The organism is Pseudarthrobacter naphthalenicus (assembly GCF_029076445.1).
Taxonomy (GTDB): Bacteria; Actinomycetota; Actinomycetes; order Actinomycetales; family Micrococcaceae; genus Arthrobacter; species Arthrobacter naphthalenicus.
Genome location: NZ_JARESG010000018.1, coordinates 38,847 through 64,563, shown reverse-complemented (window position 1 = coordinate 64,563; position 25,717 = coordinate 38,847). Strand labels below are relative to the sequence as shown.

At 66.1% G+C, this 25,717-nt stretch carries 25 protein-coding genes and 1 pseudogene; 14 read left to right on the top strand and 12 right to left on the bottom strand.

The genetic code is table 11. The features are described 5' to 3' along the window. Positions 1-43: 43 nt before the first annotated feature. Positions 44-1,078, top strand: coding sequence for an LLM class flavin-dependent oxidoreductase (locus PY310_RS16530; protein ID WP_275215559.1), 1,035 nt, complete (start codon positions 44-46; stop codon positions 1,076-1,078). Positions 1,079-1,106: 28 nt separating this feature from the next. On the opposite strand, the gene PY310_RS16525 is transcribed toward PY310_RS16530, so the two are convergent. After that, positions 1,107-2,030, bottom strand: coding sequence for an AraC family transcriptional regulator (locus PY310_RS16525; protein ID WP_275215558.1), 924 nt, complete (start codon positions 2,028-2,030; stop codon positions 1,107-1,109). A gap of 309 nt (positions 2,031-2,339) precedes the next feature. Between PY310_RS16525 and PY310_RS16520 the strand changes: the two genes are divergently transcribed. The 7 genes and pseudogenes from PY310_RS16520 to PY310_RS16485 all read left to right on the top strand — a co-directional run bounded on the left by PY310_RS16520 (position 2,340) and on the right by PY310_RS16485 (position 8,467). Then, positions 2,340-3,686 (top strand): ABC transporter substrate-binding protein, encoded by a 1,347-nt coding sequence (locus PY310_RS16520; protein ID WP_275215557.1) that lies wholly within the window; start codon positions 2,340-2,342, stop codon positions 3,684-3,686. Positions 3,687-3,712: 26 nt separating this feature from the next. Then, complete coding sequence (locus PY310_RS16515; protein ID WP_275215556.1) at positions 3,713-4,681, top strand: carbohydrate ABC transporter permease; 969 nt, start codon at positions 3,713-3,715, stop codon at positions 4,679-4,681. Continuing rightward, positions 4,678-5,606, top strand: a pseudogene (locus PY310_RS21675) (carbohydrate ABC transporter permease). The gene PY310_RS16515 and the pseudogene PY310_RS21675 overlap by 4 nt, the downstream one beginning before the upstream one ends. A 36-nt stretch (positions 5,607-5,642) precedes the next feature. Then, a complete protein-coding gene (locus PY310_RS16500; protein ID WP_275215553.1) occupies positions 5,643-6,719 on the top strand; it encodes an NAD(P)-dependent alcohol dehydrogenase in 1,077 nt (358 codons plus the stop codon). 1 nt (position 6,720) lies between these two features. Further along, on the top strand, positions 6,721-7,380 hold the full coding sequence (locus PY310_RS16495; RefSeq protein ID WP_275215552.1) for a PfkB family carbohydrate kinase: 660 nt from the start codon (positions 6,721-6,723) through the stop codon (positions 7,378-7,380). Further along, complete coding sequence (locus PY310_RS16490) at positions 7,275-7,694, top strand: carbohydrate kinase family protein (protein ID WP_275215576.1); 420 nt, start codon at positions 7,275-7,277, stop codon at positions 7,692-7,694. Before PY310_RS16495 ends, PY310_RS16490 begins: the two co-directional genes overlap by 106 nt. Next, positions 7,694-8,467: an oxygenase MpaB family protein gene (locus PY310_RS16485; protein ID WP_275215551.1), complete on the top strand. Its 774-nt coding sequence runs from the start codon at positions 7,694-7,696 to the stop codon at positions 8,465-8,467. Before PY310_RS16490 ends, PY310_RS16485 begins: the two co-directional genes overlap by 1 nt. Before the next feature lie 161 nt (positions 8,468-8,628). Here PY310_RS16485 and PY310_RS16480 read toward each other — a convergent pair whose 3' ends face one another. Genes PY310_RS16480 through PY310_RS16450 form a run of 7 tightly spaced genes read right to left on the bottom strand, consistent with a single transcriptional unit; the run spans position 8,629 to position 18,192 of the window. Then, positions 8,629-9,441 (bottom strand): bifunctional allantoicase/(S)-ureidoglycine aminohydrolase, encoded by an 813-nt coding sequence (locus PY310_RS16480; protein WP_275215550.1) that lies wholly within the window; start codon positions 9,439-9,441, stop codon positions 8,629-8,631. A 14-nt stretch (positions 9,442-9,455) separates the two neighbouring features. Further along, positions 9,456-10,769 (bottom strand): DUF6986 family protein, encoded by a 1,314-nt coding sequence (locus tag PY310_RS16475; protein ID WP_275215549.1) that lies wholly within the window; start codon positions 10,767-10,769, stop codon positions 9,456-9,458. A 3-nt stretch (positions 10,770-10,772) separates the two neighbouring features. Then, on the bottom strand, positions 10,773-12,386 hold the full coding sequence (gene aceB, locus PY310_RS16470; protein WP_275215548.1) for a malate synthase A: 1,614 nt from the start codon (positions 12,384-12,386) through the stop codon (positions 10,773-10,775). Positions 12,387-12,437: 51 nt separating this feature from the next. Continuing rightward, on the bottom strand, positions 12,438-13,346 hold the full coding sequence (pucL, locus tag PY310_RS16465; protein WP_275215547.1) for a factor-independent urate hydroxylase: 909 nt from the start codon (positions 13,344-13,346) through the stop codon (positions 12,438-12,440). 16 nt (positions 13,347-13,362) lie between these two features. Beyond that, entirely contained in the window at positions 13,363-14,211 is an 849-nt protein-coding gene (gene xdhC / locus PY310_RS16460) for a xanthine dehydrogenase accessory protein XdhC (RefSeq protein ID WP_275215546.1), read from the bottom strand. A gap of 1 nt (position 14,212) precedes the next feature. Next, entirely contained in the window at positions 14,213-16,681 is a 2,469-nt protein-coding gene (xdhB, locus tag PY310_RS16455; RefSeq protein WP_275215545.1) for a xanthine dehydrogenase molybdopterin binding subunit, read from the bottom strand. After that, a complete protein-coding gene (locus PY310_RS16450; RefSeq protein ID WP_275215544.1) occupies positions 16,681-18,192 on the bottom strand; it encodes a xanthine dehydrogenase small subunit in 1,512 nt (503 codons plus the stop codon). The genes xdhB and PY310_RS16450 overlap by 1 nt, the downstream gene beginning before the upstream one ends. Positions 18,193-18,268: 76 nt before the next feature. Between PY310_RS16450 and PY310_RS16445 the strand changes: the two genes are divergently transcribed. Next, a complete protein-coding gene (locus PY310_RS16445) occupies positions 18,269-19,249 on the top strand; it encodes an aldo/keto reductase (RefSeq protein WP_275215543.1) in 981 nt (326 codons plus the stop codon). Positions 19,250-19,264: 15 nt separating this feature from the next. On the opposite strand, the gene uraH is transcribed toward PY310_RS16445, so the two are convergent. Both uraH and uraD read right to left on the bottom strand, forming a co-directional pair. Further along, positions 19,265-19,603: a hydroxyisourate hydrolase gene (gene uraH, locus PY310_RS16440; RefSeq protein ID WP_275215542.1), complete on the bottom strand. Its 339-nt coding sequence runs from the start codon at positions 19,601-19,603 to the stop codon at positions 19,265-19,267. Continuing rightward, entirely contained in the window at positions 19,600-20,097 is a 498-nt protein-coding gene (uraD, locus tag PY310_RS16435; protein ID WP_275215541.1) for a 2-oxo-4-hydroxy-4-carboxy-5-ureidoimidazoline decarboxylase, read from the bottom strand. The genes uraH and uraD overlap by 4 nt, the downstream gene beginning before the upstream one ends. Before the next feature lie 283 nt (positions 20,098-20,380). Here uraD and PY310_RS16430 point away from each other — a divergent pair, with 283 nt between their 5' ends. Further along, the gene (locus PY310_RS16430; RefSeq protein WP_275215540.1) at positions 20,381-21,754 is read left to right on the top strand and encodes an MFS transporter; all 1,374 of its coding nucleotides are present in this window, start codon (positions 20,381-20,383) and stop codon (positions 21,752-21,754) included. Between the two features lie 55 nt (positions 21,755-21,809). Then, positions 21,810-22,583 carry a 1,6-dihydroxycyclohexa-2,4-diene-1-carboxylate dehydrogenase gene (locus tag PY310_RS16425; protein WP_275215539.1) on the top strand — a complete coding sequence of 258 codons (774 nt, stop codon included), beginning with the start codon at positions 21,810-21,812 and terminating at the stop codon, positions 22,581-22,583. On the opposite strand, the gene PY310_RS16420 is transcribed toward PY310_RS16425, so the two are convergent. Both PY310_RS16420 and PY310_RS16415 read right to left on the bottom strand, forming a co-directional pair. Continuing rightward, positions 22,540-23,313: an alcohol dehydrogenase catalytic domain-containing protein gene (locus PY310_RS16420; RefSeq protein ID WP_275215538.1), complete on the bottom strand. Its 774-nt coding sequence runs from the start codon at positions 23,311-23,313 to the stop codon at positions 22,540-22,542. The two genes, PY310_RS16425 and PY310_RS16420, sit on opposite strands and share 44 nt — an antisense overlap. Before the next feature lie 307 nt (positions 23,314-23,620). Further along, positions 23,621-23,818 carry a hypothetical protein gene (locus PY310_RS16415; RefSeq protein WP_275215537.1) on the bottom strand — a complete coding sequence of 66 codons (198 nt, stop codon included), beginning with the start codon at positions 23,816-23,818 and terminating at the stop codon, positions 23,621-23,623. Between the two features lie 415 nt (positions 23,819-24,233). On the opposite strand from PY310_RS16415, the gene PY310_RS16410 reads away from it, so the two are divergent. From PY310_RS16410 to PY310_RS16400, 3 genes are all read left to right on the top strand, one after another. Next, positions 24,234-24,566, top strand: coding sequence for an ArsR/SmtB family transcription factor (locus PY310_RS16410; RefSeq protein ID WP_275215536.1), 333 nt, complete (start codon positions 24,234-24,236; stop codon positions 24,564-24,566). 12 nt (positions 24,567-24,578) lie between these two features. Beyond that, positions 24,579-25,079 carry an SRPBCC family protein gene (locus PY310_RS16405; RefSeq protein ID WP_275215535.1) on the top strand — a complete coding sequence of 167 codons (501 nt, stop codon included), beginning with the start codon at positions 24,579-24,581 and terminating at the stop codon, positions 25,077-25,079. A 107-nt stretch (positions 25,080-25,186) separates the two neighbouring features. Further along, entirely contained in the window at positions 25,187-25,714 is a 528-nt protein-coding gene (locus PY310_RS16400) for a hypothetical protein (RefSeq protein ID WP_275215534.1), read from the top strand. Positions 25,715-25,717: the final 3 nt, after the last annotated feature.

Below are 25,717 nucleotides of genomic sequence, written 5' to 3'. Positions count from 1 at the left end.
CTGCCCCGGGAATGAATCCCCTGACTTGAATGTTCAAGCAAATATGGACTTTGGCATCTTTACCTTCGGCGAACTAACCCGCAGCGATACCGGCAGCGCCCTCTCACCGCATCAGCGGCTCAAGGAAATCATCGAGCTCGCGAAACTGGCGGATCAGGCAGGCCTCGGCTTTATGGGCCTGGGCGAGCACCACCGGCACGACTTCGCCCTCTCGGCTCCGGAAATCGTGCTGGCAGCCATCGCCCGCGAAACCACCAACCTCCGGCTCAGCACCGCCGTTACCGTGCTGTCCACGCAGGACCCGGTGCGGCTCTTTGAACAGTTTGCCACCCTGGACCTCATCTCCGACGGACGTGCCGAGATCATTGCCGGACGCGGTGCCTTCATCGAGTCCTACCCGCTTTTCGGCCACGACACCGCCGACTACGACGGCCTGTTCGACGAAAAACTGCGCATGCTCCTCGAACTCCGCAATAACGCGGTCCTGGACTGGAAGGGGAGCCTGACCCAAAGCATTCCCGGCATGGACATCGCGCCCCGGCCCCTGCAGGACAAGCTTCCCGTCTGGGTGGGCGTCGGCGGCACACCTGCCAGCTTCGCCCGCGCGGGACGGCTTGGGCTCCCGCTGTCCATCGCCCTGCTCTCCGGCCCCGAGCGCTTCCGCCGCCTCGCTGAGCTGTACCGCCAAAGTGGCGAGGAAGCCGGTCATGATGCCGCAGCCCTGCCGGTGGGCGTGGGCGGTCACTTCTACGCCGCGGCCACATCCCAGCAGGCACGCGATACCTTCTACCCCCACTACCGCGCCTACTTCGAGCAGAACATGCCGCGCAATGTGGACCATTTTCCCCGCTCCACGTTCGATGACTGGAGCGAGCCCGGCGGCGGCCTGCTGGTGGGAAGCCCGCAGCAGATCATCGAGAAACTCCTGGTCATCCAGCAGACACTCGGCAACACCCGCTACATGGCGCAGATCGGGCTCGGCGGCCTGCCGTTCGCCGAAACCGCGCGCTCCATCGAACTGCTCGCCACCGAAATCATGCCTGCCGTCAACCGCGAACTGGGCCTCCTGGTCCCGTAGCACTAGCCCTGGACCTGACCCTGCGTTGTCAGCCGCGCGTCCGCTGCCGGTACTGGCGGGGCGTTTCACCGGCGTCATTGAGGAAGTGCCTATTGAAGTTGGACAGGTTGGAAAACCCCACTTCGTAGCAAACGTCCGAGACTGCCTTGTCGCTGTGCTCCAGCAGGCGGCGGGCGTGGGCGAGCCGAAGCTTGCGGACCAGGTCGCTGAAGTTCTGCCCCGTGGCGCGTTTGAAGTATTTGGAAAATGTCGGTTCAGGCATGCCCACCAAGGCCGCCGCCTCGGCCATCTTCACGTTGCCGGCATGGTTACTGAAGACATACTCGAGGACGATATCCACCACGGCAGCAGCCTGGCCGTCCAGCTGTGGCCTGAACCAGTCTTCCGCCAGGTAGCGGCGCTCTTCCTCCGGCGCGCGCGAAAGCACCGCAAACAGTTCCATAAGATGGTGCAGCCGGGCCAGCCCGCTGGAAACCCCCATGGCTTCAATAGCAGCCGCCGCGGCCTCAGCGGTGCGGCCCAGGAACTCAATCCCGCGTGCCGACTGCTCCAGCAGGGGCTTGACCTCGGCCAGTTCCGGAACAAGCTCAGCGGTCTGCTCCACCCACTTGCCATCGAACTGGATCAGCGCGTCCCTGCCCTCAATGACCTCACCGGGTTCAAGATCGCTCACCCAGTCGTGGGGCAACCCCGATCCCACCAGGGAAACATGCCCGGCCTCGAAGGTGCCGATGTGGTCCCCCACGATGAACTTGCCGGTGCCCTTCCGGATCAAATGAATCCCAAATTCCGGGTGGTAGTTCCAGCGGGCCGCCGCGGTGGGGTAGTCGTGCTCATGCCACCGGACCGAATGGTTGGGGTCGGGCGGGATGACCTCCCTGCTGGCACGCATCCCCAGCAACCTTTCGGCCAGCCTGGCTGTGGCTCCGTCGGTGGGAACTGCCGTGCTCATGCGTGTACTCCCGGCATCCGAGGTTATGAAAAATGGACAGCACTGCGGGGTGCCTTCCCAGAGTAGCGCCAGCGGCGCACCGTCCGGTAGGGAAAATTTGTATCAGAAACAGGCATCCACGGCGCTAGTTGTGCCCTATCCCACACCCCTACAGTTGAGGAAGACCAGCAGCGGCCCATCGGAATTCCGGATAGCCGGCCCCGCAGCCCATATGCCGATAAACGCCGTATGCCGCTAAAGCCGGTACGTCGATAAAGCAGTCGACGCACCGGAAGGCTGTACACCCCCTCAAGAACAAAGGAGTCCTCAATGCGCCCAAAAATGCGCGCTGCGACCCTCGCCGCCGGTGCTTTGTGCATCGCCCTGAGCGCCACGGCCTGTGCCGGCGCCGGCGGAGGCAACGCCGCCGGAGACCCGAACAGCATCAATGTGCTGATGGTGAACAACCCCCAGATGGAGGACCTGCAGCGGCTCACCGCTGAGAACTTCACCAAGGAAACCGGCGTCCGGGTCAACTACACCATCCTGCCTGAGAACGATGTCCGCGCGAAGATCAGCCAGGAGTTTTCCAGCCAGGCCGGCCAGTACGACGTCGCCTCGCTATCCAACTATGAGATCCCGTTCTACTCCGCCAACGGTTGGCTCGCACCGCTGGACCATGTGGCCGCGGACGCCGGGTTTGACCAGGGCGACATCCTGCCGGCCTACACGGCATCCCTTACCGGCACGGACGGCAAGCTGTACGGCGAACCCTTCTACGGCGAATCGTCCTTCCTCATGTACCGGAAGGACATCCTGGAAGCCAAAGGCCTCACCATGCCGGAAAAACCCACCTGGGATCAGGTGGCGGACATCGCCGCGAAGGTGGACGGCGCGGCCCCGGGTATGAAGGGCATCTGCCTGCGCGGCCAGCCGGGCTGGGGCCAGGTCTTCGCCCCGTTGACCACCGTGGTGAACACCTTCGGAGGCACGTGGTTCGACAAGGACTGGAACGCAAAGGTCAATAGCCCCGAATTTACGGCCGCCGTGGAGTTCTACACCAAGCTGGTCCGCGAGCATGGTGAAGCGGGCGCCGCGCAGGCAGGCTTCACCGAATGCCTCAACAACATGAGCCAGAGCAAAGTGGCCATGTGGTACGACGCCACCTCTGCCGCCGGCGCCCTGGAAGCCGTTACATCCCCTGTGAAGGGGAAGATGGGCTACGCCCAGGCGCCGGTCAAGGAGACCAAGTCCTCCGGCTGGCTGTGGACCTGGTCCTGGGCCGTCCAGGCCGCCTCCAGGAAACAGGATGCTGCCGGCAAATTCATCACCTGGGCGAGCTCAAAGAAGTACGAGGAACTCGTGGCCGCCAAGCTCGGTTGGGCGAAAGTTCCTTCCGGCAAGCGCATCTCCACCTATGAGAATGCCGAATTCCAGAAGGCGGCGCCGTTCTTCCAGGCCGAACGCTTCGCCATTGAAAACGCTGACCCGAAAAACCCCGGCACCCAGCCGCGTCCCGCCGTCGGAATCCAATTCTTCGGCATCCCGGAGTTCGCGGCCCTCGGCACCAATGTGTCCCAGGGCGTCAGCTCCGCCATCGCAGGCCAAGGCACCGTGGCCGATGCGTTGGCCAAGGGCCAGGAAGCCGCCCAAAAAATCGGCAATAAGTACAAGTAGCAGTAACCGAACCGCAGGAGAACCTCATGACTACCGCAACGGCGCGCATCTCCCGCCCGGGACACACCGCAGCCAAACCCGCACGAACTGCCAAATCGCGCGAACGCGCCCTGGCCTGGGCCCGGCGTGCACCGCTGCTCCCGGCCCTGATCTTCCTCATCGTTGTCACCCAGCTTCCGTTCGTGGTGACGCTGATCATCTCGTTCCTGAACTGGAACAGCCTGAGCCCTGGCAAGACCGCCTTTGCCGGACTGGAGAACTACGCCACGGTCCTCACCGACCCGGACATGCGCCAGGCGATCTTCACCACCATCCTCCTCACCGTGGCAGTGGTACTGGCCAGCCTGCTCATCGGCCTGGGCCTTGCCCTGCTGCTGGACAAAAAGTTCATTGGCAGGGGCCTGGCCCGGACCCTGCTGATCGCACTGTTCCTGGTGGTCCCCGTTGCGGCGGCCCTCATCTGGAAGCACGCCCTGCTCAACCCCACCTACGGCCTGATCAACGGCATCCTGACCTGGATCTGGTCACTCTTCGGCAGCGTGACACCGCCCCAGCTGGACCTGCTCTCACAGGCACTCCTGATGGCCGTGATCATCTCGCTGGTGTGGCAGTGGACCCCGTTCATGATGCTCATCCTGCTCGCGGGCCTGCAGTCACGTCCCATGGACACCGTGGAAGCAGCGCAGATGGACGGCGCCACACCCTGGGCGATCTTCCGGCACCTGACGCTGCCCCACCTGCGCCAGTACCTGGAGCTGGGCGGCCTGCTCGGAGCCATCTACATCGTGCAGAACTTCGACGCCGTCTTCACCCTCACCGCCGGCGGACTGGGCACTGCCAACCTGCCGTACGCCATCTACCAGACGTTCTACTTTGCCAACGAGTACGGCCTGGCCTCCGCGGCCGGCGTCGTGGTGGTCATCGGCACCATCATCGTGGCGACTTTCGCCCTCCGCACCGTATTCTCGCTCTTCAAGAAGGAGGCAGCACGATGAGCACGCTCAGTCCTGCCGCACCCCGCAACACAGGCTCAGCCCGGTCCGCATCAGGGATCTCCCTGAACCCCGGCACCCGCAAGCGCAGCAAGTCACGCATGGACCCCACCCGCAACAACACCGCCGCCGGCCTCGCGGCCTGGCTGCTCGCCCTGCTGTTCGCCTCTCCGGTGGTCTGGATGATCCTGACCTCCTTCCACTCCGAGACGGACGCAGCCACGAACCCGCCGTCCATCGCCGCGAACCTCACCCTCGACGCGTACCGGGAGTTCTCGGGGAAACCTCCGGCGTCAGCCCGTGGCCCTCGCTGATCAACTCCGCCACCGCCTCGATCCTGTCCACGGTCCTTGTCCTGGTCCTGGCCATCCCGGCGGCCTACGCCCTGTCCATCCGGCCGGTGAAGAAGTGGACGGATGTGATGTTCTTCTTCCTCTCCACCAAAATGATGCCGGTGGTGGCTGCGATCCTGCCGCTCTACCTCTTCGCCAGGACGGTGGGAGCGCTGGACAATATCTGGTTCCTGATCCTGATGTACACCTCCATGAACCTGCCCATCGCGGTCTGGATGATGCGGTCCTTCCTCGCCGAAGTCCCGGCGGAAATGCTCGAGGCTGCTCAGATCGACGGTACCGGACTGCTCCTGACACTCCGCAAAGTGGTGGCCCCCGTGGCAATGCCCGGGATCGCGGCCACCGCCCTGATCTGCTTCATCTTCAGCTGGAACGAACTCCTCCTGGCCCGGGTCCTCACCGGAGTAGTGGCCGGCACAGCCCCGGTCTTCCTTACCGGCTTTGTCTCCGGTGAGGGCCTCTTCCTCGCGAAGGTCTGCGCCGCCGCCGTCGTCATCTCGCTGCCGGTGCTGTTCGCCGGGTTCGCCGCCCAGGACAAGCTGGTCCAGGGGCTGTCCCTCGGTGCCGTGAAGTAACGCCGTCCACTCTCGAATATCTAAAGGATTACTCCCATGAACACCTCAGCCACCCACGCCCCGTCGTCGGCCCACGCACACCCCGCGCTGCCAACAACCATGCGCGCCAACATCCTGAAATGCCAGGGTGACATGGCAATGGAAACCCTGCCCGTCCCGCACCTCGACGCCGACCAGGTCCTGGTGCAGGTCGCCGCCGTCGGCGTCTGCGGCAGCGACGTCCACTACTATGAGCACGGCCGGATAGGCCCCTACGTGGTGGACCACCCGCTGATCCTCGGCCACGAACTCTCCGGCCGAATCGCCGCCGTCGGAAGCGCCGTTGATCCGGGCCGCATCGGCAGGCGCGTCGCCGTCGAGCCCCAGCGCCCCTGCCGGACCTGCAAACAGTGCAAGGCCGGCCGCTACAACCTCTGCCCGGACATCGAGTTCTACGCCACCCCGCCGATCGACGGCGCGTTCGCCGAGTACGTGACCATCCAGTCCGACTTCGCCTTCGACATCCCGGACAATGTCAGCGACGAGGCAGCAGCTCTCATCGAACCGCTCTCGGTGGGGCTCTGGGCCTGCGAACGCGCCGAAATCAAGCCCGGCAGCCGCGTCCTGATCGCCGGCGCCGGCCCCATCGGCATCATCGCCGCCCAGGCCGCCCAGGCCGCCCGGGCCTTCGGGGCAACGGAAATCTACATCAGCGACATTGCCGAGGACCGGCTCGAGTTCGCCCTGCGGCACGGCGCAACACACGCCCTGAACGCCAAGACGGACAGCGTGGAGGGACTCGACGTCGACGCGTTCATCGACGCGTCCGGCGCCCCGCAGGCCGTCCGGTCCGGGATCAAGGCCGTAGGCCCTGCGGGCCGGGTGATCCTGGTTGGGTTGGGGGCGGACGACGTCGAGCTGCCCGTCTCGTATATCCAGAACCGGGAGATCTGGCTTTCCGGTGTCTTCCGCTACACCAACACCTGGCCGCTGGCGATCCAACTGATCGCCGACGGAAAAGTGGACCTGGACATCCTGGTGACCGGCAAATTCACCCTCGCCGAGTCTGAGGAAGCCCTGAAAGCGGGCAAGCAGGCGGGCCAGCTCAAGGCCGTCGTTTACCCGGGCCGTTGACATGATCACGGTCATTGGTGAATCCCTGATGGACATCATCGTCGACCCGCACCGGCGGGCGCCGGGCGAGGAGACTTCCACGCACGAGACTTCCACGCAGGCGTACCCTGGCGGGAGCCCGCTGAATGTGGCGGTGGGCGCTGCCCGCCTTGGCCTGGAGACCAAGCTCGTGACGCACTACGCCGGGGACCCCTTCGGTGAGCTGATCGAAGGGCACCTGAACGCCAACGGCGTCACCGCGATCAGGGGCGGCAGCGCACCGACGTCGACGGCCACCGCCACGCTGGGTCCCGACGGCGGTGCCTCCTATGCGTTCAACATCAGCTGGGACATCAACGGGGCAGCCCTTCCTGCCTTGGAGGCGGTGCAGCGTTCCCGCCATGTCCATACGGGGTCGATTGCCGCCACGGTTGCACCCGGCGACCAGGCCGCGCTCGCACTCCTGTCCGCAGCAGCGGAGCACGCCAGCATCAGTTACGACCCGAATTGCCGGCCGGCGCTTGGCCCTGATGCGGTGGCGGCGCGCGCGCGGAACGCTTCGTGGCCGCCAGCCACATCGTCAAAGCCAGCGACGAAGACCTGGCCTGGCTCTATCCTGACCGGCCGCCGGCGGCAACCCTGGCTGCGTGGCTGGAACTCGGCCCCGCAATTGTGGCCATGACCCGGGGTGCCGCCGGTCCGGTCCTCCTATCACGCAACGTAAAGGTGGAGCTGGCAGCCGAACCCGTCGCCGTGGCTGACACCGTCGGAGCGGGGGGACTCCTTTATGGCGGCGCTCATCTCCGGCCTGGATCAGCTCGCAGCACTTGGCGCTGCCGGCCGGGCACGGCTGCGTGCCCTGACCGGGGAGGACCTGCAGGCGCTCGCCGCCTACGCCAACCGTGCCGCGGCAGGCCACCTAACGGATCACGACGCCGAGTAGCGGCTACCCCCGCTCCTGTACCGCCCGCGGGCATTGTGGGTATCGTGTGGTGATGGTGCGCAACGTGGCTGACATCGGAGCGGAAGGCGTTCTGCTCGCGGGGGCCGGCCGCGCCATTTTGCTCCAGATCGCCAATCCGGCGGTTGGCCACGGAGTGGCCGAACACAGCGACTTTGCCACCCGGCCGTTCGACCGCTTCCGGGCCACCATCACCTACGTTTACGCGGTGCGGTACGGCACCGACGCGCAGGTCGCCGCGGTGCGCCGCAGCGTGAACAAAGCGCATGGCCCCGTGCGCGGGACCTCCGACGCAGGCTCCCGCGGCTACAGCGCCTTCGACGCCCAGGCCCAGCTGTGGGTGGTGGCGACCCTCTACGACACCGCGGTCATCATCTACGACAAGATCTATGGCCCCTTGGATGAAGAGTCCGCCGAGTTGATGTACCAGGAGTACGCCAAGCTCGGCACGGTCCTACAGCTGCCGGCGGGTCTGTGGCCGCCGGACCGGGCAGCGTTCAGGACGTACTGGTACCCGCGGCTGCGGTCCCTTGAGCTGGACGGCGTGGCCATCCGGGTAGGCCGCGACCTGCTCTACCCGCCAACCGGCCCGCTCTGGCTCCGGATGAGCATGCCGCTCATCCGGTTCATCACCGCAGGCCTCCTGCCCGATCACCTGCGGCGCGGTTACGGGCTGCCCTGGAGTGAGCGCCACCGCCGCCTGTTCGACCTCACCACCCGCTGGTCCGCGCTGGTGTATCCGCGGCTGCCCCGGCACGTCCGTCACTTCGCCAAGGACTACTGCCTGGGCCGCCTACGGGCTTCCTAGGAACCCTCCCGGCTTCCCAGGGACAGTGCGAAAATTTCAGTGCCGCCACACAGCCGTCGCGGGGCATTTTGGCCGGGTCGTCGTCGTATGTGGAGTCAGCAGCCGGTGTGTCCGTGTCGAAGTGCCCCGTTTCAGGCGCGCCGGTGAGTCGCGGGACGCTGCTAGGTGAGGCGGACCTGCCGGTTCACGTCTTTGTAGAGCAGGTAGCGGAACTGGCCGGGGCCGCCGGCGTAGCAGGCCTGGGGGCAGAAGGCGCGCAGCCACATGAAGTCCCCGGCCTCCACTTCCACCCAGTCGGTGTTGAGCAGGTACATGGCCTTGCCCTCCAGGACGTACAGGCCGTGTTCCATCACGTGGGTTTCCGGGAACGGGATGACCCCGCCCGGCTGGAACGTCACGATATTCACATGCATGTCATGGGCCAAGTCATCGGGATCCACAAAGCGGGTGGTCTTCCAGGCACCGTTGGTGTCCGGCATCGAGGTGGGTTCCACGTGCAGATCGCTCGTGACGAACGACTTGGCCTCGTAGCCTTCCAGCCGTTCGTAGGCCTTGCGGACCCAGTGGAACGAGACAATGTCAGCCGAGACGTTCTCCACTCCCCACGCGGATCCGGCGGCCAGGTAGGCGTAGCCGCCCTCTGCAAGCTGGTGGAGTTCGCCGTCGAGGGTCAGGTTGACCGTGCCCTTGGTGACGAAGACGACGCCTTCCACGCCGGCTTCAAACTCGGCCTTGGGAGCCCCGCCGCCGGGGCCGATCTCCACGATCAGCTGCGAGAAGGTGGTGGCGAAGCCGGAGATGGGACGGGCGATGATCCAGGAGCGCGTCTTGGAAAATCCGGGCAGGTTGGACGTGACAATGTCCGTCATGACGCCCTTGGGAATGACGGTGTAGGCCTCGGTGACGATGGCCCGTTCGGTGGTGAGGTGGGTCTGCGGCGGCAGGCCGCCCGGCGGGTAGTAGTACTTGCCCATGGATGGAGCCTTCCTTACGTCGGGGCGGACTGGGACTGGAAATCGGGATTCGGCTTCGAGGTGGACGGTGCCAGCCTCGGGTGCGCCAGTGCGGTGAGTTGGGGCATTCCGACGCCGGCCAGCGCCTGGATCTCTTCGGCACCGACGGCGCCGCACTGGACGCCGCGGAGGACGAAGGCGGCCAGGGCGCGGGCGGTGGCGGGTTCGTCCATGACGCCGCCGTCGGTGCGTTCGACGTAGTTGCGGAGTCGGGCTGCGGCAGCCGGGAGGCCTTCGCGGTAGAAGGCGTAGGTGGCGGCGAAGCGGCTGGACAGCTGGGCCGGGTGCAGGTCCCAGCCCTGGTAGAAGCCGCGTTCCAGCGACCGGCGGACCAACCGGCCGTGCAGCTTCCACGCATCCTCGACACCGCTGCCCACGGGGATGATGTTGGTGGACCCGTCCGAGAGGCGGATGCCGGTGCCGGCGACGGCCAGCTGCATGATCTCCTTGGCGAAGTCCGCCACAGGGTGGTCCATCGATTGGTATTCGGCCGAGATCTGCAGCGACGCCGAGTAGTCGTACGTCCCGTAATGCAGCCCGGAGATCCGGCCGGGAACAGCGTGCGGCAGCTGCGCCACAGGGGAGGTGCCCTCCGGGCCGAGGATGAGCTGCGGTGTTTCCACCTGCACCTCGAAGCGCAGCCGGCCGGCGGGAAGCGAATGGACTTCCTCCAGCCGGGACACCGCGTAGGCCATGGCCTGGACCTGGGCCACGGTGCTGACCTTGGGAAGGGTCAGAATCAGGCCATCCGGCAGTTCTCCGGCGGTCGCCAAGCCGGACACAAACAGGTCCAGAGTCCGCAGACCCCGGGCGCGGGACGGGGCCTCGAAGCACTTGAAGCGGATACCGATGAACGGGGGAGCCGTTCCGGCGGCCACCGCCGCAGCCACCGCGTTGGCGGCAGCAACGGCGTCGGCATCTTCGGCCCCGTCCCCGCGGTGGCCGTAGCCGTCCTCGAAGTCCAGGCGCAGATCCTCGATCGGTTCGCGTTCCAGCTTCGTTTCCACCCGCGCGGCCACTGCCGCAGCCAGGCCGGTGTCCTGGCCCAGCAACTGCCCCAACCGGGTCAGGCCCCCGTGTGCTGCCGCCGTCGCAAGCGCCTGCGCACCCCAGTCGGCCGCGAGCGACGGCGTGAACCGGTCCGCGGGCACGTACACCGTATGCACGGGCTGGCGGGAGCCGTCGTCGCCAGGGTAGTTCCGCTCCAGCAGTTCGTCCGTGGCCGCCAGCCGGGAATCGATGTGGGCGATGTCCGCCGCGGACAGTGCAGGTGTGGGGGACACCGCCATACCCTAATCCACCAGCTCGTAGGCGGGCTCGGTAAGGAAATCGGTGTACTCCTCGGACAGGCAAATGCTTCTGATCAGGTGGCTGGCGGGCTCGTAGTAACCCGTGAACGCGTCCTCGCCGACCTCCCCCCGCAGCCGTTCCGTTTCCTCACCCAGAATCTGCTCCACCAGTTCGCGGGTGACGGTGTTTCCGGTGTCGGCCAGGACGGACTTGTTGCGGATCTGCTGCCAGACCTGTGAGCGGGAAATCTCCGCGGTGGCGGCGTCTTCCATCAGGTTGTGGATGGCCACGGCGCCGTTGCCGGACAGCCATACCGCGGTGTAGGCGACGGCGACATACAGGTTCAGGCGGAGGCCCGCCTCGGTGACCTGGCCGCCTGCTGAAGCGATGTCCAGCAGCTGATCGGCCGTCACGGAAACGTCTGGCCGCTGCCTGTCCAGCTGGTTGGGGCGGCCGCCCTTTTCCGGGTCGCCCAGCACGGAGTCGAACACTTCCTGGCAGGTGGACACGAGGTCCGGGTGCGCCACCCAGGAGCCGTCAAAACCGTCGATGGCCTCACGGGTCTTGTCCGCGCGGACCTTCTCGAACGCGGCGGCCGTGACCTCGGGCTCCTTGCGGTTGGGGATGAAGGCGGCCATGCCGCCCATCGCGAAGGCGCCGCGGCGGTGGCAGGTCTTGACCAGCAGTTCGGTGTAGGCGCGCATGAACGGGGCGGTCATGGCTACGGAGGCGCGGTCCGGGAGGACGAACTGTTCGCCGGCGTCGCGGAAGTACTTGATGATGCTGAACAGGTAGTCCCAGCGGCCGGCGTTCAGGCCGGCGGCGTGGTCGCGGAGTTCGTAGAGGATCTCGTCCATTTCGAAGGCGGCCGGGATGGTTTCGATCAGGACGGTGGCCCGGATGGTGCCCTGCGGGATGCCGAGGTGGTCCTGGGCGAAGACGAAGACCTCGTTCCAGAGCCGGGCTTCGAGGTGGCTCTCCATTTTGGGTAGGTAATAGTACGGGCCCTGCCCGTTTTCGATCAGCTGTTTCGCCACGTGGAAGAAGTGCAGGCCGAAGTCCACCAGCGCACCCACGGCGGGTTCGCCGTCGAGCAGGACGTGTTTCTCCGGCAGGTGCCAGCCGCGCGGGCGCATCACCACCACGGCGAGCGGGGCGTCGGTGCGGAGGGTGTATTCCTTGCCCTCGGGCGCGGTGTAGCTGAGGGTGCCGCGTGCGGCGTCGCGGAGGTTCAGGACGGCGTCAATGACGTTGCCCCAGGTGGGTGTGCTGGCGTCCTCCATGTCGGCGAGCCACACCTTGGCGCCGGAGTTCAGGGCGTTGATGGCCATCTTGGCAGGTGACGCGGGGCCGGTCATTTCCACCCGGCGGTCCTGCAACGCTGCGGGTGCCTGCGCTACTTTCCAGTCGCCGTCGCGCACGTCCCGGGTTTCCGGCAGGAAATCCAGCTTCCCGGTCTCTGCCACCCGCTGCCGCTTGGTCCGGCGGGCGGCAAGCAGCTCATTCCGGGTGCCGGCGAAGCGCTGGTGGAGTTCGTCGATGAACGCCAGCGCCTCCGGGGTAAGGATTTCCTCTGAACGGTCAATCGGCTGCGGGTCTGTGAGGGTGATGGCCATTTGCTGGTCCTTTCGTGGCTGGTCAGGCTGTGAAGTCAGGTTGGCTGGAATCTAGCAGAAACCGGTGATGCCGGCCCACGCAAGGTCGGCAGGCACGGTATCGTCGCGCTGGACGGTGGCCTCGATCAGGCCGTAGGGCCGGTCCGCCGCGAAGAAGACCTCATTGGGGTTATCGAGGCCGAACGGCGAAAGGTCCACCAGGAAATGGTGCTTGTTGGGCATCGAGAACCGGATCTCGTCGATCTCCGGGTGGGCTTCGAGGACCTTGGCGCCCATGTCGAACAGGGTCTGCTGCAGGGCGTGCGAGTATTTCTCCGTGAAGGCCTCGAGCAGGAGGGCTTTGATGTCCGCGTAGCTCTTGTTGAAGTCCACGGCGGTGAAGTCGGTGCCGGTCTTGAAGCGCCAGCGCGCGGAAACGTCGGTGGCCAGGATACGGTCCGTGGTTTCCGGGAGCGTGGTGTATTTGTCCCGGTCGAAGCCCACAAAGCCGGACTGGGTGGATTTCAGGACGGTGAGGTCCGTGAGCCCGGAGATCAGGTGGGCGGCAGCGCCGTCGCGGACCAGGACGGCCGTGCGGACCTCCTGGCCGGTGCGCACAAAGGAGTGGTGGTGCCCGGAGCCGTGGGCCTGGATGCGGTCCCAGCCGTAGGATTCCGCTTCCCAGCGGCCGCCCGTCACCCAGTCGAAGCTGGACGTGAAATGCTCGCCCAGGCGGAGCAGGAAGGCCTCCGGGGAGCCGATGCCGTCACGGGCGAAGGCATAGATGGTGTTCTTTTGGGTGTCCGTGGCCACCACGTGGGTGTTATCGCCTTCAAGGTGCGCGGCTTCGAAGTCACCGCGGAGCTGCGAGGTGACGTTCAGGTCCTCGATCTCGTGGCGGCGGGTGTCGCGGGTGATCTTAACAACCCGGACTTCGGCTTTCCCATACTGGTTCTGGCCGAGGACGATATTGCTGCTCATATTCAGATTCCCCACTTCATGAGTTGGTTCCCGGCGTTGACTGGCTGGCTGATGGGCTGACCCGCGGAACGGCGGTCACCGGGGCGCGGAGCAGGTCCGCTGCGGCGCTCACGGCGATGACCGCCGGCGCTTTCCCGCTGACCTCCGGAAGCCCGATCGGGCACTGGATCCGGTCCATCTCCGCGTCAGTGAATCCTTCCGCGGCCAGCTTTTGCCGGAACCGGATCCACTTGGCCCGCGAGCCGATCAGCCCCACCCTTCCCAGGTCCGGCCGTCGCAGGGCCGCATGGCAGAGCAGGAAGTCCTCGGCATGGTCGTGGCTCATGATGAACACGTGCGCGCCCGCCGGAAGGTCGCCAATGAAGGAGTCGGGAACCGGGGTGTGCACGGCACGGACGTCGGCCACAGCCGAGGTCACATCAGCAAGCCGGGCCGCAGCAAGCTGTTCCCCGCGGCTGTCCACCAGGTACAGGGTCATGGGGATCCGGGAGAGGATGCGGCCCAGTTCGTAGCCAACGTGCCCGACGCCGAAGATCGCCACCGTGGGCAGCGACAGGAAGGGTTCGAGCAGCACCCGCACCTTTCCCCCGCAGCACTGCCTGCCGTGCTCTGTGGCTGCGTGCTCGTTGAGCGCGAACTCGGTGGTCTCCGGCGATGTGAGGCCCCGGGCCATCATGTCCCTGGCCCGGTCCACCACGGTGGCCTCGAGGTTCCCGCCGCCGATGCTGCCCCAGATGGACTCTGCCCCCACCACCATTTTGGCGCCGGCCTCCCGCGGCGCATGGCCGCGCACCTCGGACACGGTGGCCAGGACCCCGGGCAAACCCGCGGACCTCAAGTGCTGCAGGGCGTCCAGCCAGTCCATGTCAGGTCGCCGCCGTCGGGACTGGAGGCGGAGTGGCGGGAGACGGTGTGGCGGGAGACGGGGTGGCCGGGGCGGATGCTGCATCCGGCGTTGACGCGGCATCTGATCCGGACGCGGCATCTGATCCGGACGCGGACGTTTGGGAGCCGGTGACCCGTTCGATCGCCCAGAACACCGCCTCCGGAGTTGCCGGACTCGCCAGTTCCACCGAAATACCGCCCGGACCGAAGGCCGCCACCGCCGCCCGCAATGCCTCCCGGACGCTGATGGCCAGCATCAGCGGGGGTTCGCCCACAGCCTTGGAGCCGTACACCACGCCGCTCTCGGTGGCCCGTTCGAAGAGGTGCACGTTGAACTGTTCCGGCATTTCGGAGAAGCTCGGCAGCTTGTACGTACTGGCCGACTGGGTGGTCAGCCGTCCCCGCCCGTCGCCGTCGGACACGTCCCACCGCAGGTCCTCAAGGGTCAGCCACCCCGCACCCTGCACGAAACCTCCTTCGATCTGCCCAACGTCGATCAACGGCGAAAGGCTGTCGCCGACGTCGTGCACAATGTCTGTGCGCAGCTGCCGGTAGGCGCCCGTGAAACGGTCCACCTCCACCTCGGTGACCGCCGCTCCGTAGCTGAAGTATTTGAACGGCTCGCCCTGCATCCGGGTGCTGTCCCAATGCAGCCCCTCGGTCCGGTAGAAACCGGCCGCCCAGAGCGGAACGCGCTGGAAGTAGGCGTCCAGGACCACCTCGGCGAAACTGAGATCACGGTCGTGGAACCCGATCCCCGTCACCTTGCCGGCTTCGAACCGCACGTCGTCCGGGTGGATGTTCAGTCGCCGGGCGGCCACCTCCGCCAGCCGCGAACTGATCTGCTCGCAGGCGTTCTTGACGGCGCCGCCGTTAAGGTCGGCGCCGGAGCTTGCCGCAGTGGCCGACGTGTTGGGCACCTTGTCGGTGCGGGTGGGAGCCAGCCGGATGAACGCGAGCGGCACGCCCAGCGCGGTCGCCGCCACCTGGCGCATCTTGGTGTGCAGGCCCTGTCCCATCTCGGTGCCGCCGTGGTTGATCAGGACGGACCCGTCCTTGTAGACGTGGACCAGCGCCCCGGCCTGGTTGAACGCGGTGAGGTTGAACGAGATGCCAAACTTCACCGGGGTGATGGCCAGGGCCCGCTTGATGTTCGGGTGCGCTGTGTTGAACGCCGCGATGTCCTCACGCCGCCGCGCCACTTCGGCGCGGTCCAGCAGCAACTCCCAGATCGCGGTGAGCCGTTCAGCGTGCCGGACGGGCTGGCCGTACGGTGTGCTTTGTCCCGGTTCGTAGAAGTTTCGACGCCGGAGCTCGGCCGGGTCGAGGCCCAATTCCGGCGCGCAGCGGCCCAGGATGTCCTCGATCACCAGCATTCCTTGCGGGCCGCCGAAGCCCCGGAACGCCGTTTGCGAGGTTTTGTTGGTCTTCGCGACCCGCCCGTGGACCTCAATGTTGGGAATGTAGTAGGCATTGTCGATGTGGCACATGGCCCTCGCCAGGACCGGCTCGGAAAGGTCCAGGCTCCAGCCGCCGTCGCTGGTGATGGTGGCCCTGAGCGCCTGGAGGCGCCCGTCGCCGTCGAATCCGGCTTCCCAGCGGGCGTGGAACGGGTGGCGTTTGCCGGTCATGGTGATGTCCTGGGTGCGGTTGAGGCGGAGCCTCACAGGCCGGCCGGTGAGGCTGGCGCCCAAAGCTGCCACCGCCGCGAAGCCGTGCGGCTGCATCTCCTTGCCGCCGAAGCCGCCGCCCATCCGCAGGCACTGCACCGTCACCTGGTGGCTGGAAAGCCCCAGCACGTGGGCCACGATCTCCTGCGTCTCGGACGGATGCTGGGTGCTCGAATGGACAAAGACCTGTCCGCCCTCATCGATGTAGGCGAGGCACGCCTGGGTCTCCAGGTAGAAGTGCTCCTGGCCGCCGAACTCGAACTCGCCGCTGAACCGGTGAGCCGCGTCCGCCAGAGCCTGGTCCGGCTCACCCCGGGCAACGGTTGGCTGGTTGCCCTGGAAGCTTTCCGCGGCAATAGCTTCGGTGAGTGTCAGCAGCGACGGCAACGGCTGGTACTCAACGGTCACAGCAGCTGCGCCCAGCCGCGCCGCTTCCAAGGACTCGGCGAGGACCCAGCACACCGCCTGGCCGTGGAACATGACCTCGCCGGGGAAGAGCGGTTCGTCGTGTTTGGTGCCGGAGTCGTTGATGCCCGGAACGTCCGACGCCGTCAGCACCTTAACCACGCCGGGAACCTTGAGCGCGGGCTGGGCCTGCAGCGCTACGACCCGCGCATGGGCGTGCGGTGCCTGGACCGGCCAGGCATGCAGGACATTCCGGGATCGGACCACCAGATCGTCAGTGTAGAGGGCAGTGCCCGTCACGTGGGCCGCTGCACTCTCGTGGGACACCGGGACCCCTACGACGGGGTTGACGGGGCGCTCGGCAAGGGATTTCATCACGCCACCTCCACGGGAGCATGTTCGGCATGGAACTTCAGCAGCGCCTGCCGCAGCATCGCCGAACGGTAGAGCGCACTGGCCCGCATATCGTCGATCGGTGTGCCCTCGCCCGCCATCACGGGACCTGCCGCGGCCGCCGTGTCCGCGGTCCACGGCCGGCCCACCAAGGCCTCTTCGGTTGCGGTGGCACGAATGGGTGTGGCGGCAACTCCGCCCAGGCCGATCCGGGCCGAAGCCACGGTGCCGTCCGTGACCTGCAGCGCGATCGCCGCAGACACGCTGGAGATGTCATCGAAGCGCCGCTTGGCGATCTTATAGAACGCCGCGTTTTCGGCCAGCGGCAGCGGAATCCGCACTGCGCTGAGCAGTTCGCCGGGCTTCCTGACACTCTGCCGGTACCCGGTGTAGTACTCCGAGAGCGGAACCTCGCGTTCGCCGCCGGTAGAGGCCAGGACCACCCGCGCGTCCAGGGCGAGGAGCACCGGAGCGGAGTCGCCGATGGGCGACCCCGTGGAGAGGTTCCCGCCGAAGGTGGCCGCGTTGCGGATCAGGCGCGAAGCGAACTGTGGAAACAGCTGGCCAAGAAGCGGCACCCTGCCGCGAAGGCCGCGTTCGGCCTCCGACAAGGTCAGGGCCGCACCGATCTCGACGTGTCCGGCGTCGAACTTTAACGTCCGTAACTCCTCGAGGCGGTCGATGGCGAGGACCAGCGGCGGCCGGGAATGCCGGAGGTTCACCTCGACACCAAGGTCCGTGGCGCCTGCGACCAGCCTGGCCTCCGGGTTCTCCTGAAGGAGCCGGAGGGCTTCGGCCAGCGTTCCCGGACGAAGGAACCCTGCGCCGTCGTCCGCTCGGGTGTGTTTGGCCGCCGGGGCCTGTCGGTTCTGCCTTTCGAGCAGTGGATCTGTTCCCGGCGGGGTTCCGAGTGCATAGGCGGCGTCCCGAATGGGCCGGTAGCCGGTGCACCGGCAGAGATTCCCGCTCAGGGCGTGCAGGTCAAAGCCGTTGGGCCCGCATTCATGGTCGGTGGCATGCTCTTCGCCTACGGCTTCGGTTCCTGTTTCCTGCTGCGAATGCGCCTGCGCACCCTCCCGTGCCGGGTTCCGGTCCGGCCGGTAGTACTCGGCCGCCATCGAGCAGATGAAGCCCGGAGTGCAGTATCCGCATTGCGACCCGCCCCGGTCCGCCATTTCCTGCTGCACAGGATGAAGGTCTTCCCGGGCAGCGCCCGGGACGGACACGGTGCCCAGGCCTTCCGCGGTGATGATTTCCTGGCCGTCGAAAGCGAGGGCGGCCGGCAGGCACGAATTCAGCGAAGTCCACCGGCTGTGATCGGGGCCGTCCGGCCGCGCCACCAGGACTGCACAGGCCCCGCATTCACCCTCGGCACAGCCTTCCTTGGCACCGGTCAGGCCTTCTGCACGCAGCCAGTCAAGAAGCGAGGTGTGCGGGCTGGCGCTGCTGCAGTCGCGGGGCTGCCCGTTGACGACTACCCTAATTCCGTCCATGCTCCATCCTTGCCGCGTGCACAACGGAAAGCCAGAGCTTCGCCGTCCCGCGTGTCCCGGGCCCTATAGTCGAGGGATGGAACAGCGGATTTTAGGCAAGACCGGACGTAACGTCTCCGTCGTGGGACTCGGCACCTGGCAGCTCGGCGCCGATTGGGGCAACGTTGACCAGGCGGAGGCCCAAGCCATTCTGGCAGCGTCCGTGGAATCCGGGGTCACCTTCTTTGACACAGCTGATGTCTATGGGGACGGCAGGAGCGAGCAGGCCATCGGGAAGTTCCTCGCGGACAATCTGGGCCTGGAGATCACCGTGGCCACCAAGATGGGCCGCCGCGTGGACCAGCAGCCGGAGAATTACACCCTGGCCAACTTCCGGCAGTGGGTGGACCGGTCGCGCCGGAACCTGGGCACCGACACCCTGGACCTGGTCCAGCTGCACTGCCCGCCCACGCCGGTTTATAGCAGCGCCGAAGTTTATGACGCGTTGGACACCTTGGTGTCCGAGGGTGCCATCCGCAACTACGGCGTCAGCGTGGAGCGCACGGATGAGGCGCTGGAAGCAATCCGCCACGGGGGGACCGCCTCCGTCCAGATCATCCTGAACGCGTTCCGGCTCAAGCCCCTGGATGAGGTTCTCCCCGCCGCGAAGGCCGCAAACGTTGGCCTCATCGCACGGGTGCCGCTCGCATCCGGGTTGCTCTCGGGCAAGTACACGAAGGAAACGACCTTCGCGGAGAACGACCACCGGAACTACAACCGCAACGGTGCTGCCTTCGACGTCGGGGAGACGTTCGCGGGGGTCGACTTCGAATTGGGCCTCAAAGCCGTGGCCGAGTTTGAACAGCTGATCCCTGCCGGCGCCACCTCCGCCCAGGCGGCCATCGCCTGGATAACTGCGCAGGACGGCGTCACAACGGTGATTCCCGGCGCCCGGAACGCAGACCAGGCGAGGGCGAACGCGGCAGCGGCTGCCGTGGATATTACGGAAGAGTTCGACGCCGGCGTCCGCTGGATCTACGACCACTACTTCCGCGAAGCCATCCACCCGCGCTGGTAGCGGGCAATAGGCAGCTCAGCTGCCGCGGTAGGTGGAATACGCGAACGGGCTGAGCAGAAGCGGCACGTGGTAGTGCTCCTCGGAACCCACGCTGAAGGTGAGCGTCACCTCGGGGTAGAACGCTTCGGTGCCGCTGGCGGCGAAGTACGTTCCGGTGTCGAAGGTCAGACGGTAGGTCCCCGACGGCAGGCGCGCCGGCCCCAGTTCTTTGACGCGTCCGTCCGAATCCGTCATGCCCTCGGCAATCCTGGTCCAGCCTGCGTCCTCAAGCCTGTGCAGGGATGCCGGGACGTCCTTTGCCGGCCGGCCGGAACCGGTGTCAAGGACGTGCGTGGTGACGTGGGAAGTGCTCATATGCTGATCAGTCCTTCGAGCCGGAGCACTGCGATTTCCCGCAGCTGCTGCCCAATGATGGATTGTTCCTGTTCTGCCGTGTGGGTGAGCCTGATGTTGAGGGCGGTGAGGATCTCCGCGCGGCTGCGGCCGGCGGCGCGGATCAGGAAGACCTGCCCGAATTTCTCCTCGTAGAGCCGGTTGCCCTCCGCCAACTCCTCGGCGACGGCTTCATCGGCCGCCCCCAGCGCCGCCTGCTCCGCCCTGGCCAGCCGCGCTCCCGCGCTGTCGCCCTGCGCCCGCTCACCGATCCGCGGGTGATGGGCGAGAGCCCCGTCGATTTCCGCGCGCGTGAACGGATTCGCGGCGGACCCGGCCGTTGCCAGAAGCTCGTCGGGACTGGAATACGGCCGTCCTGCGACCAGCTCGTCGATCCAGCGCGGGATGTCCAGGCAAGGGCGGAGGAAATCGGCAGCCTCCGCGCGGCCACTCGAATTGAACTGTTCAAGCTGCATGGCTTCAGCATATGTAACCGGCCGGCCACCGCGTCTGTTGCTGCCACGCCGGGCCGCCAAACGGAGCATTCCCGCAAGTCCACAGAATTCATAGGTAATAGCTCTCAATAGAACATGAATCAGTATTTTTGATTGCTCAATTTTTACCCTAAGGTTGCCGATGTCGCGGACGTGATGCCAGGCACAACCGACGCCTGTTGCAGTTGTCCGCCAACCTCAACTCCTCGGCTACCCAAGCCCGGATGGGCTCCCATGCCCAGAAACATGTGAAAGAGAGTCAACGTTGACTAAAGCTGCCTATAATGTCCAGGACGTTATCGACAACACGCCCATGGGGGTGAAGCGCTGGTCCGTCGTGGCGCTGTGCTTCGTGATCGCCTTGCTGGACGGGTTCGATACCCAATCCATCGCCTTCATTGGCCCGGCCATAGCCGACGACTTCGGCCTGCAGGCCACCGACATGACTTGGGTCATCACGGCCAGCACCATCGGCATGTGCGCCGGGGCCATGACGTTGGGAACCTTCGGCGACAGGATCGGCCGCAAGAAGACCATTCTGCTGGCCCTGGTCCTGTTCGGCGTTTTCTCCCTGGCCGGCGGCTTCGCACAGACGCTGGAGCAGATCATCGTCCTGCGCTTCCTGATCGGCCTGGGAATGGGCGGCGCAACACCGGCACTCCTTGCCCTGACGGCCGAATTCAGCCCGAAGGCCCGCCGCGGCACATTTATGACCCTGGTGCTGCTTGGCCTTCCGGGCGGTGCACTGCTTGGCGGCCTGGTGGCTGCGGCCTGGCTTCCGGTCATGGGCTGGCGCGGCATCTTCCTGGTGGGCGGCGTGCTTCCGCTGGCGCTGCTCCTGGTGTGCCTCAAGCTGCTCCCCGAATCCCCGGTGTTCCTCGCCACCAAGCGCACGCCTGCTGCGCAGGCTGAGGCACGCAAGATCATGGCAGCCGTCTCCGGAAAGCCGGTGGACCCGGACGTTGAGCTGGTCACCGAGGACAGGAAGGAAGAGAAGAGCTCCGTCTCCGCACTGTTCTCCGCGAAGTACCGGATGGTCACCATCGCCGTGTTTGCCACTTACCTGTTGAACTGGATCGCCTGGTACCTGCTGCTCCTCTGGATGCCCACGGCCCTGAAAACGCTGGGTCTGGCAGCTTCGCAGGCCGCCATGGGTACCGTGACCGTCAACGGCGCGTTCATCCTCTTTGCAATCCCGCTGTCCATCATCCTGCCGAAGGTCAACGCGCGGAAGCTGCTGCTGGTCATGTTCGGTGCCGGCATCCTTGTGGCGCTGGGCCTGGGGCTGGCCGGTTCCAACTTCGCCCTGGTGTTCATCCTGATCGGCTTGGCCGGCTTCGGCATCGGCGGCCAGCAGCTGGCCCTGAACTACCTGATCGCGAACGCTTACCCCACGCAGCTGCGCGCCACGGCCACCGGCTGGGGCATTGGGATCGGCCGGCTCGGCTCGATTGTGGGCTCGGCCCTCGGCGGGCTCATCCTCGCCGGGTTCGGCGCCTCCGGGTACTTCATGACACTGGCTGTGCCGCTGGTCCTCGCCGCCCTGGCCACTTTGCTGGTGCGCAACTCGGTTGCAGCGGCAGCGGGAGAGGCTGAAAGCGAACCGGCCGCAGCGCTGAATCGCGAACCGGCCCTTTAGGCGGGCGGAGACGCACAGGCAACCTACGAAGAAGACGAAAGAAGGACACAAGGCGATGCGCTTTACGGACAAAGTTGTGGTGGTGACCGGAGCCGCCCAAGGAATTGGCGCCGTCGTCGCCCATCAGGTTGCCGCCGAGGGCGGCACGGTGGTGTTGGCCGACCGGTCGCAGCTGGTGACGGAGGTGGCTGCGGGAATCGCTGCGGGCGGCGCCGCCTCCCGGCATCACCTCTGTGACCTCGAGACCTACGCCGGCGCATCGGAATTGATGGCCTATGCCGTGGCGGAGTTCGGGCGGATCGACATCCTGATCAACAACGTGGGCGGCACCATCTGGGCCAAGCCGTTCGAGCACTACGAGGCGGAAGAGATCGAGGCCGAGGTGCGTCGTTCGCTCTTCCCAACCCTGTGGTGCTGCCGGGCCGCGCTGCCGCACATGGTGGAGCGCGGGGCCGGCGTCATCGTCAACATCTCCTCCATCGCCACCCGCAGCCGTAACCGCGTGCCGCATGCCGCCTCCAAGGGCGGCGTCAATGCCCTGACGGCGTCGCTCGCGTTTGAAGCCGCGTCCAAGGGCATCCGCGTGGTGGCCACTGCGCCCGGCGGCACGGAAGCCCCGCCGCGCAAGGTGCCGCGCAACCCTCACGAGCAGTCCGCGCAGGAAGCCCTGTGGTACCAGGAGATTGTGGACCAGACCACGGAGAGTACCCTGTTCAAGCGCTACGGAACGCTGGCTGAGCAGGCCGCGCCCATCCTTTTTATGGCATCGGATGACGCCAGCTACATCACGGGCACCGTACTTCCGGTGGGCGGCGGCGACCAAGGCTAGTGCTCTTGCCTTGAGGGCGCAAAACAGAAGCGGACGACGCGGGAGGTACCGGCGTCGTCCGCTTCAGTTTTGCCTGAGGTGCTGGGGAACTTAGTCCTCGTATTTTGCGATGAAGCGGCCCACAACGCCGCCCGTGCGCAGCTTGTCGATTGCCTCCGGGATGTCCGCCTGGGTGATGAGGTTCATCGGCGGGTTCAGCTGGCCCGACTTCATGAGGGCGTAGAGGTTCTCGAGGTCCCGCGACGCCGGCCAGGCCGATCTCGTCAGCGAGCTTCTGGGTCTCCGGATTAACTTCAGCGCCGTAGACCTCCGCACCGGCGATGACGGCAACGCGGGCGCCGATGTGCCCGAGGCCGCCGAGGCCGATCACACCCACCTTCATGCCTGCCTTGGCTCCGCCCACGGCCATGACGGCGTGGTACGCGGTAAGGCCGGCGTCCGTCGCCATCGCGCCGAGTTCAAAAGTGACCTCGTCCGGCAGCTTGACCAGGTTGTCGTCCGTGGCGAGCAGCTTGGGGCCGAAGCCGCCGTCCCATTTGCCGTAGCCGAGGGCGTCGCCGTCGCTCATCACGGGGGAGAGGCCCACGCGGTCGCCGACCTTCCAGTGGTCCATGCCTTCGCCGACTTCGGTGATGACGCCGGCATTTTCGTGGCCCATGGTGCGGGGGAGTTCGGGGAACAGCGGCATCCAGCCGGCATCATCAAGGGCGGTGACGTCGGAGTGGCACACCCCGGCGGCCTTGACGCTGACGACGACCTGGCCGGGACCGGCCGTCGGCTCTGCTACCTCGTTGAGTTCCAGTGGTTTGTTGGTGCCGTTGAACTGTCATGCCTCCATGGGGCATTCTCCTTCGTCGATCCGTCATATTCATGCATTTGCATGCACTAAGCTTCACCATACTCCTCTCTCCGGGAGTCGGCATGCCAGTGTGATCCAACTATCCCCCCGACGCCCCGCGGGCCTCAAACAGAAGCGGGCGATCGCCGGAACCAAAGGAGGTTCCTGCGATCGCCCGCTTCTGTTTTGGTGCTGAGCCTTAGGCTGTGACGAGCTGGTGGTCGTCGCTGCGGACGCTCAGCGTGAAGGTGTTGGGGCCGCTGGCGTGGACGGCAATGCGGCATTTGGTGGTGTTCGCCTTGGCGGAGAGGTCCTGCGCTGCTGCGTCAAGAGTGTGCTCAATCGCGGACCGGTCCCAGATTTTGAGGGACACAGAGTGGTGGGATTCAAACGTCATTGTCATTACTTTCGCTCATGCAGTTGACGGCCAGGTCATCCTTGAAGCGGCCGCATCCTCGTCGGTGAGGATTGCTGATTCAGGTGTGCGGGGAGCATAGCCCCCTATTCATGGTTCATGGTGAGCCGCGAATTTGACAACCGAAAAGGCGAAAGTGTGATCGATTGCACGTTCGTTATGAGGTGCTCAGTAGAGGAAAATGTCGATCCACTCACGGTCGTGGGACAGGACCGCCTGCAAAAGATTGGCCTGCCAGTCCGGCGGGTGCCGCCGCAGCGGAGCGGCCTGGCTTCGCCGAGTGTGCACTTCGCGGCAGTGTTCCGCCCCGGGACCAGCGCCAAGTGCACTCTCGTGGAGAGGGTCAGGGGAGGAACCCGTTGACACTCCCGGAGCGCCCGGCGTATCGTACAACCAAATGGTTGTAGATCAGCTCAGTGATGCGGACGTTGACCGCCTGTTCCAGGCCCTCGCGGACGGAACCCGCCGTGACATCGTCCGGCGGGTGACCGTCGCGGAGTACTCCGTCTCCGGCCTTGCTGCGCTCTATGCCATGAGTTTCGCCGCCGTCCAGAAGCACGTGGCGGTGTTGGAGCGCGCATCCCTTGTCGCCAAGGAAAAGCGCGGAAGGGAGCAGATCGTGCGGGGCAATCACGAAGGGTTGCAGAAGGCCCGCCGGCTGCTTGATGAGTACGAGGCGATCTGGCGGCAGCGCGCCGGGCGGATCGCGGACATTCTGGCTGAAGGATAGGAAGGTACGGCAATGCCTGTTATCGGTACCACCAAGAATCTCGAGGCACTCAGTCTCACGCTCGTCGCGGAGTTCGACGCCGCCGTCGACCGCGTCTGGCAGGTCTGGGAAGACCCCCGGCAGCTCGAGCGCTGGTGGGGGCCGCCCAACTATCCGGCCACGTTTGACCGGTTCGACTTTCAGCCCGGAGGGAAGGCCGACTATTACATGACCACCCCTGAAGGCGAGAAGCCCCGCGGATGGTGGCGGTTCACCGCCATCGAGGCGCCGCGGAGGCTCGAGTTCGATGACGGCTTCGCTTACGAGTCCGGCGCGCCCGTGGACGCCATGGGAACCGCCCATGCAGCCGTGGACCTCGAAGACATCGGCGGCCGCACCCGGATGACCATCCTGTCCACCTTCGAATCCGAAGAGCAGATGGAGGAAATGGTCAAGATGGGCATGGAGGAAGGCCTCAAGGAGGCCGCAGGCCAGATCGACGCCGTCCTCGCGGCATCTGCCCGCGCGGTGTAGCGGCCGGCAGGGCCCGGCGAAGGGGCGGCCAAAGCGCGTTTTAGCGGCGGCGGGCCGGTGGTGCAAGAATCAACGTGAACCGCCGCCGTCGAGCCGAGGAGCGCCACATGTCTGAATTGCCGGATCATCTCAACGAATGGGCCGTGCTGTGGAGCCGTGTCCGCGGCGCCGGGCCCGCCGCCAACGGTTCCGCTGTTTTTGTCCCCGCGGAAGCCGATGATTCCGAGGCGCGGACGCAAGCCCAGGAGCGGGGACTCCCGCTCCTGGGCGATTACCTCTTCCTGACGGCCGCCACGGCCGAGATCGCCGCGGCCCACTCCCTTCCGGAAAATGCCCAGGTGGCTTCGGCTCCCATGGAGGACTACGACGTCGCCGAGATCTCCGTGTTCGACCATCCCGTGGGCGGCGGCCGCATCAGTGTCGGCGAGCAGGCCGCGGTCATCGGCAACCTCAGGTTCGAGACCGCGCAGGACCGGGACGCGTACCAGCCGGCCCTGCTGGCAACCCTCGCCGAGGAAGCCTTCCTTCACGGTGCCCGCACGCTGATCCTCATTGTGGACCCGGACGAGGCCGCCCGCTTCCTGGCCTCGGGCTGGACCGCGGCGGGGCGAGTGCTCAGTTTCGGGCAGGCCTGAAGC